4 protein-coding genes are annotated in these 7880 nt (G+C 53.5%); 1 reads left to right on the plus strand and 3 read right to left on the minus strand.

Annotated elements, in window-relative coordinates; all coding sequences use genetic code 11:
- Window positions 1–235 precede the first annotated feature (235 nt).
- The 3 genes from C5Y96_RS01330 to mfd all read right to left on the minus strand — a co-directional run bounded on the left by C5Y96_RS01330 (window position 236) and on the right by mfd (window position 6703).
- Complete coding sequence (locus tag C5Y96_RS01330; RefSeq protein WP_105349750.1) at window positions 236–1522, minus strand: citrate synthase; 1287 nt, start codon at window positions 1520–1522, stop codon at window positions 236–238.
- A gap of 379 nt (window positions 1523–1901) precedes the next feature.
- Entirely contained in the window at window positions 1902–3302 is a 1401-nt protein-coding gene (locus C5Y96_RS01335; RefSeq protein ID WP_158261036.1) for a peptidyl-prolyl cis-trans isomerase, read from the minus strand.
- 158 nt (window positions 3303–3460) lie between these two features.
- Window positions 3461–6703 carry a transcription-repair coupling factor gene (mfd, locus tag C5Y96_RS01340; protein WP_105349752.1) on the minus strand — a complete coding sequence of 1081 codons (3243 nt, stop codon included), beginning with the start codon at window positions 6701–6703 and terminating at the stop codon, window positions 3461–3463.
- Window positions 6704–6801: 98 nt separating this feature from the next.
- Between mfd and C5Y96_RS01345 the strand changes: the two genes are divergently transcribed.
- A complete protein-coding gene (locus C5Y96_RS01345) occupies window positions 6802–7467 on the plus strand; it encodes a hypothetical protein (RefSeq protein ID WP_105349753.1) in 666 nt (221 codons plus the stop codon).
- Window positions 7468–7880: the final 413 nt, after the last annotated feature.

Below are 7880 nucleotides of genomic sequence, written 5' to 3' on the forward strand. Positions count from 1 at the left end.
CTGAACCCATGCTGAGGATCTTTCGTAGTCCCCAGACGTACAACGGTATTTATCGACACAACGCCGTAGCCGACCTCAAACGATCACCAAAAGTTTGACTATTTAGGTAAACTTTTCCGGATACGCGGCCGCATGCTCTGCTGGCATTGGCAAGATTTGGCCAGCCTGATTCAAGAAAAAGAGGACGTGCGAACACGTCCTCTTTGATAGCTGCGATGTTGACGAACTAGCGATGCTATCGCTTTTCGATCGGGACGAACTCTCGTTTCGTCTCGCCGGTGTAAATCTGGCGGGGACGACAGATACGCTTGGTTGGCGAACCCTGCATTTCTTTCCAGTGGGCAATCCAGCCTGGCAGACGCCCCATGGCAAACAGCACCGTAAACATCTGAACCGGAATACCGATCGCTCGGTAGATCACGCCGGAATAGAAGTCGACATTCGGGTACAGCTTGCGTTGGACGAAGTATTCGTCGTTGAGAGCCGCGTGTTCGAGTTTCTGGGCAACGTCGAACAAAGGATCCTTGATGTCGAGCTTATCCAGCAAGCGATCGCAAGCCTTCTTGATGATCGTTGCTCGCGGATCGAAATTCTTGTAGACGCGATGCCCGAAGCCCATCAGGCGAACTTTGCTTTGTTTGTCTTTGGCCAGTTCAACGTACTTATCAACGTCGCCGCCGTTGTCGATGATCTCTTCCAGCATGTTCACCACGGCTTCGTTAGCACCACCATGCAGAGGGCCCCATAGAGCACTGATGCCTGCGGAAATCGAAGCGAACAAGTTCGCATCAGCCGAACCGACCATGCGAACGGTCGAGGTACTACAGTTCTGCTCGTGGTCGGCATGCACGATCAACAGCAAGTTCAACGCGTCGACGAAGTCTGGGTCGACGTGGAACGGTTCGCTCGGAACGGCGAACATCATCTGTAGAAAGTTTTCGCAGTATGACAGGTCGTTCTGCGGATAGATGAACGGTTGCCCGAACGACTTCTTGTAGCTGTAAGCAGCAATCGTTGGCAGTTTAGCCAGCAAGCGGTGGATCGAAACTTCGACCTGCTGAGGATCGTGCGGGTCGAGTGAGTCTTGATAGAACGTAGACAGGGCGCTGACCACGCTGGACAGGATCGCCATCGGATGGGCGTCGCGTGGGAAACCATCGTAGAACGACCGCATGTCTTCATGCAGCATCGTGTGACGGCGAATCGAATTGCGGAAGTTGGTCAACTGTTCTTCGGTCGGAAGTTCGCCGTAGATCAGCAAGTACATGACTTCGACAAAGTCGCAATTGGCCGCGAGTTCTTCGATGGGATAACCGCGGTACCGCAAGATACCAGCTTCCCCATCCAGATAAGTGATGGCGCTAGTGGTAGAGCCGGTGTTGACATACCCTTCGTCCAGTGTGATGTAGCCGGTTCCGCCACGAAGCTTCGAGATGTCAACCGCCTTCTCGTCTTCACTACCTACGACAACAGGCAGTTCGATTTCTTTTCCATCGAGCATTAGCTTGGCAGTATCGGACATGCAGACTTCCTCACTGGGTGCGTACGCTGGCTCCCCTGAAGAATTTCAGGGCAGTCATGTTCTCCGCGGCGGGGTGAAGGCACCGATGATGGCACGATGCATTGAGTTGATGGCGCGGAACGAAACTCTGAACATTAACTTTTGACCGCTACTTTACTCGATTGTAGGAGCCAACAAAATAGGCGGTACTGAAACATTCGCCTGACATAAGTACCGCTTATTTTAATTCTTACGAAACGAGAGATATTTCTGTGGCAGAACAGGCGAATTAAATGCCCCAATAGTTAAGAGAAAAGCGAGGAAAACTCAGTAAGATTTCCCGTTCACACAGGGTTTTCCGGCAGCCACACCCCCTGCCGAAGGGCCAACGTACAGCCAACTATTTGGCCTCGTCGAAGATGGTCCAGACTTGAGCTTTGGACTTTACGTCTTTGATATAGATCTGCATTTGCTCTTGGCGGCGTTCGTTCTGGATCTTTTCTTTGATCTCGACCTGGGCCTTGGTAAACGGGACCATGCCTGCGTCTTCCCGCTCGGTAACACGCACAATATGAAAGCCCTCTGGCGACTCGATAATGGGGCTGAGTTCGCCAATCGGCAGGCTGAAAATAGCCCGATCGACCGTTTCGTTTTTCAAACTCCCTTGGCGAGTCCAGTCGTACTGACCACCGCTGGAGGCCTTGATTCCTTGAGATTCACGCTTGGCCACCGCGTTTAAGGGGGCCCCACGTAGCACCTGATTGCCCATGCTGGCCATGGCCTCCCAGGCAGCCTGGCGATTGGGAAATTCCGAGAACTTCACCATCAGTTGTTCCCATTTCACCTTGGCCAACTTTTCGTACTCTTGCGCATGTTCGTTGTAATAGTCGAGCATTTGCTGGTGGGTGACTTCTTCGTCTTTCCGGATCTTTCGTTGGATCTGTTGCTGGGCAACCAGCTTCTCGACGAACTGTCGTTTCTTCTTTTCCAGTGACCCACCCATTCCGCGAAGCTTCATATCCAGTTCGGCTGGCGTGTTCACTCCGGCGTTCTTCATGTCGGTTTCAAGCTGATACTCTTCGTAGTTCTTACCAAGCATGCCCTGCATCTCTTCCATCCGATCGGACGGAACGGCCCGCAGGAAGTCGAGGTAAACCACCTTGATGTCAATCAGCCCAGGCAGCATCTGCTTCAAGGCCTGCTCTTTAAATTGCTTGATTTCCTCCGGCGCAACACTTTCTCGCTGCTCAGGGGTGAGCGATGCCATCTTCTCTTCAATCATCTGATTCACCGGCCCCAAGATATCCCCAGCGAGAATCGGTTCGCCGTTGACGATGGCCACGATACGAGCAGGCTCGAAGAGATCTTCTTTCGTCCGATCTGCTACCGGTCGCTGTGGCAAGTTGGCAACCTGCGGAGGTCCCGACGGATTGAAATTGCTTTGAGGTGGAACTGCCTGGTAACTGGGCTGACCGGCAACAGGGTAGCTGGTTGTAGGGTACGTTGGTGTCGATGCCTGAGTTTGCGGATAGTTGTAGCCGCTTTGGGGTGGATAGTTCGGCATATCGGAGATCACCGCCGTCGCGCCACCACCCGCAGGAGACGAGGTACTTGGATAGCTTCCGACACTGGGCCCCGTTCGCGCGGCCGTTCGGTACTGAGGTTCACTCGCGGCGCGACGCTGGGAGAATGGATCAGACGGGGTTTGCTGAGCCGCTGCGGCCTCTTCCCCTTTCCAAGGGTTCAGCCAGCCGAACTGTGCTGACGCTTCACTCGGATATAGCAGGACGGAGCTAAGCATGAGGCCTGCAGTTAGGGTGCTCAGACCGATGTTTTTGCTAGTCGCGTTAGCAGCTGAAATCACGTTGCTTGACTTCCCATCCATGAGGAGTTCCCATTCGATTGCGGCATCCGGCCGCGCTCGCGCAAGAAAATTGCGGGCGGAGTATAGGAACGCACCTAACTAGCACGCAACATCATTCTCGAAAAATCGAGCAATTCCGATCCATTCATGCTGGCATCTGGCAGCGGAATATAGGCTCGTGTCTCGTCCACGACACGGACTTTCTTGCCACGTAGCTTTGCTAGCTGCTGGATTCGAGACGCATTGGTATATACGAAGACGAGAAAAGTTTGATCGACCTCTTCCTCGACGTAAATCGCGGAAACCTGCCAAAAAGCGGCATCTAATTTTAGTGCAACCAGCCGCAAGAGCTCTTCCACCTGTTCAGGCGTCGGCCCGAATCGATCGCGCATCTCTTCTTCGATTTGCTTCAGATCATCGTCCGAAGCTATGCGAGTCATACGCCGATAAAGATCGATCTTCTGCCGCATGTCGCCGACGTAATCGTCTGGCAAAAAAGCTTCAACAGGCAAATCGATATCGACATCGATCGTCAGCTTCGGCGGCATCTTCTGCAGCTTTCGTACCGCGCTCTCTAATAGCTGACAGTACAATTCGTAGCCAACCGTCGCAATGTGACCACTCTGCTGGGTGCCGAGTATGTTACCAGCTCCGCGAATCTCGAGGTCGCGCATCGAAATCGCGAACCCGGCCCCCATGTGGCTGAACTCTTCGATCGCATGCAAGCGTTTGCTAGCGATTGGCGTGAGGTGCTTGCCAGGCTCGAGCAGCAGATAGCAATAACCACGATGGTGTGACCGCCCTACGCGACCACGCAATTGATGCAGATCAGCCAGGCCGTAACGGTCGGCCTCGTCGACAAAGATGGTGTTCGCGTTGGGAATATCGAGACCACTCTCGATGATCGTCGTCGCCAGCAGCAAATCGAACTTCCCGTCAATAAAGTCGACCATCATCTGCTCGAGTGCCCCTTCGGCCATCTGCCCATGACCGATTCCGATCTTGGCTTCCGGCACGATGCGTTGCAGTTTGGCAGCGACCAGCTGGATATCTTGTACACGATTGTGCACAAAATAGACTTGTCCACCGCGGTTCAGTTCCCGCAAAACAGCATGTCGAATGAGTTCGTCGCTCCATCGCGAAACCTTGGTTTCGACCGCGATTCGATCCTTAGGGGCAGTTTCCAGGTTGCTGATATCGCGAACCCCCACCAGCGACATATGTAGCGTTCGCGGAATGGGAGTCGCTGTCATGGTAAGAACGTCAACGGTCGTACGTAGATGTTTTAACCGCTCCTTCACCTCGACGCCAAAACGCTGCTCTTCGTCGATAATGACGACCCCCAGGTTTTGGAATTCGATATCCTTCGACGCCAATCGATGCGTACCAATGACAACGTCGACGGTCCCATTCTTGAGTCCATCCACCACTTCCCGCTGTTCTTTGGCCGTGCCAAATCGACTGAGGCGGGCAATCGTGAAAGGAAACTCAGCCATCCGCTCGCGAAAGCTTTTATAGTGCTGTTCGGCCAGAATGGTAGTTGGCACGAGGACGGCGACCTGGTAACCATTGTCGACCGCCTTGAACGCGGCACGCATGGCAACTTCGGTCTTGCCAAAACCGACATCGCCACACAGCAGGCGATCCATCGGTCGGGGCTGAATCATATCTTGCTTAATGGCCGCGATGGCCAGAGCCTGATCGTCCGTTTCCGTATAAGGGAACGACGCATCGAACTCGTACTGCCAGCGGGTATCTTCCGCGAAAGCGATCCCTGGTCGGCTTTTTCGTTCCGCTTGAACCTGCAACAGATCGGCCGCGAGATCTTTAACCGCCTTCTCGACGTTCTCTTTCTGCTTCTTCCAGACAACACCACCAATTCGCGCCAGTGGTGGCCGTGTCTTGCTGCCGCCGACATATTTCTGAACGAGATCGATCTTCGAAGCCGGGACAAAAATCTTAGTTTCGCCATGAAATTCAAGGATCAAGTGCTCTTCGGCATGTCCTTGCTTTTCGATCAGGCGCAAGCCTCGGTAGCGACCGATCCCGTGACCAAGATGAACGACCAGATCCCCCTTCTTAAGGTCGAGGAAGCTATCGATGACCTTGCCCAGACGCCGCGTCTTAGTGCGATGCAGAGCCCCGCGATGGAATATCTCGTTACCACTTACCAGCACCAGTTGGCCGTCGCGAAAGCGAAAACCTTGGTGCAGCTCCCCCAGCACATAGTGCAGTCGTCCCGTCTTGGCGACCTGCGTGGCATCGAGGATTTCGTGCAGACGCTCGACCTCGGCCTGCGTCTGGCAAACGATGACGACGTCGAGATTCTGGCTCACAACGTCCAGTTCGCCGCGAACCCGCTCGACATCACCGCTAAACTGTTCGACGGACTCGAAGTTTAAATTTGCGGTAACGTTAAACGATCCGCTCGAGATGCCTGCCACGGACACCTTGCGAAAGTCGTTTAATCGAACAATGGTTTCGGCAAACTCGAACGCGTCACGAACGTCGTCGACCCGTTTGAGATAATCGTTCGCGGTTTGCTTCATCTGATCGGGCTCGATCAGCAGAAACACCGAGTCTTCCGGTAGATAATCGATGAAACTACCTTGGTAGTCTCGCGAGTGCCGCAGAGCCGTAATATCGATTTGCTGGAGGGAACCGACACTGCGCTGGGTTTGAATATCGATCTCGCGAAGCGATTCGATCTCGTCGCCGAACAACTCGACACGCACTGGCCCTTGCCAATCGGGCGCGAAGACATCGAGAATGCCCCCGCGCAGCGAAAACTCGCCAGGCAGTTCCACCGCCGTTGTCGAATGGTACTTATGAGCGAGCAGCCACTTGCCGAGTTCTTCCGGAATCAACCGCTGGCCAACTTCTAGGCGGCGGCTATTAGCAACGATGTTGTCTTTGCCCGGAACCGGTTGGATCAAGCTCTCGATCGACGTAACCAGAAGGGAAGGGCACTTGCCGTAAACCAACTGCTTCAAGATTCTCAGCCGAGCAGCATAGATCTCGTCGTGCAATCGACGCTCATCCGGTGAAGACTCCCAGGCCGGGAAAGCTGCGACATCCACATTGGAAAACAGCGGCAATGCTTCGGACAGCTTGTCGATTTCCGTCAGATGCGGTGCGACAAGCACGACATGGGGTGAGACGTCACCTTGGAATGCGGCGGCAACCAGCGCGCAGGCTGAGCCCCAGACTCCTTCCAACGTAGCATCCTTCCCTTGCTGAAGGGCCTGGACAACGTTGCGGAAAGACTCGTTCTGCTCGAAACATTGCGGCAGACTCTTGAGCATCGTCGCCGCTTGCTGGGATGTCGCAATGCTCATTTTTGTAGTCGTGAATTCTAGAGTGAATGATAGAATCGGGCCAAGACGCGATCCGCTGTTTTTCTTGCCTTTTGCCCGCTTCGCAAGGACCCACTTTCATGGCCCTTCGCCTACTATTGATTCTTTCACTCAGTTACTTCATGGCATCTGCGACGCTAAACGCTGAAGAAATCCCCGGCTGGGGCGAAGTCGTCGACCCTGTAGGAAACTGCCCGGTTGATTTCGTGGAATCAGGCATCTCGTTATCGATTCCCGCCGGATTGCACGACATGAATCCTCGGCTTCAAGTAACCAACGCTCCTCGCGTCATGCAGAAAATCGTGGGGGACTTTCTCTATGAAGTTCGTGTAGGCGATTTCCCACGGCCCCAAGCCAAATCAGGAGTCGAAGGGCACGCCAGCTATATCGCCGCCGGAATCCTCGTGTGGCAAGACGATCGCAACCTCCTTCGCTGGACACGTACAGGAAGTGGCGAGGCCAACGCGGTATTCCTGAGCTGCGAGCAATATGAACAGGGGCAATTAGTTGGTGGCGGCAACTTCCCCATGGAAGACAAACCCATCACGCTGCGACTTGAACGCCGCAAAGACCGGTTAATTCTCTCGGCAACGTACGATAACTCCACATGGCGAAAGGTTTTAGAGCGTCGCTGTACCCTTCAAAAGGACCTTGAAGTAGGAATTCTTGGGCTCAACGTGACACAAAAGGACGTCGAATATCGTTTCGAAGCACCCTATTTACTGTCGTCAGAGCAGGTTCAATAGCCACCTCCCACCTCATATTTCAGCATCTAGCACGAAATGCAAAGATTTCGCGAAGCCCTAACCCCTTCACCTAACGCCACTTACAACATACACCCAAAAATCATGGCCAAATTCTCACCACCCCCGTTTGACAATGGCGGCCGTCCGGTGATACATTGCGTCCTTCCAGTTGAGAGTAATTCCTCGACAGGGAAAACTCACTTCACCAAGAAGTGCTCATGATCTTTGACAATTTGGTTGGTAGATGGCATTTTGCGTAGCAAAGTGGATCTCGATTTTCAATTTACCACTGGCAGATTGAGAGTTCGATGGAAGCTTTGTTGCGACACAAACGATGCAATTTCATAGAGTTATGGTTATTACCAAAGTGTGCTACTTACGATTCTCAGTTCGCTGAGATCTAAAGCAGTGCC

The sequence above is a fragment of the Blastopirellula marina genome (assembly GCF_002967715.1).
GTDB classification, from domain to species: Bacteria; Planctomycetota; Planctomycetia; order Pirellulales; family Pirellulaceae; genus Bremerella; species Bremerella marina_B.

What these genes read in the sequence shown, in the direction of transcription:
- C5Y96_RS01330 (WP_105349750.1), bottom strand. Translation starts at nt 1,522, where the DNA reads ATGTCCGATACTGCCAAGCTAATGCTCGATGGAAAAGAAATCGAACTG.
- C5Y96_RS01335 (WP_158261036.1), bottom strand. Translation starts at nt 3,302, where the DNA reads ATGCTTAGCTCCGTCCTGCTATATCCGAGTGAAGCGTCAGCACAGTTC.
- mfd (WP_105349752.1), bottom strand. Translation starts at nt 6,703, where the DNA reads ATGAGCATTGCGACATCCCAGCAAGCGGCGACGATGCTCAAGAGTCTG.
- C5Y96_RS01345 (WP_105349753.1), top strand. Translation starts at nt 6,802, where the DNA reads ATGGCCCTTCGCCTACTATTGATTCTTTCACTCAGTTACTTCATGGCA.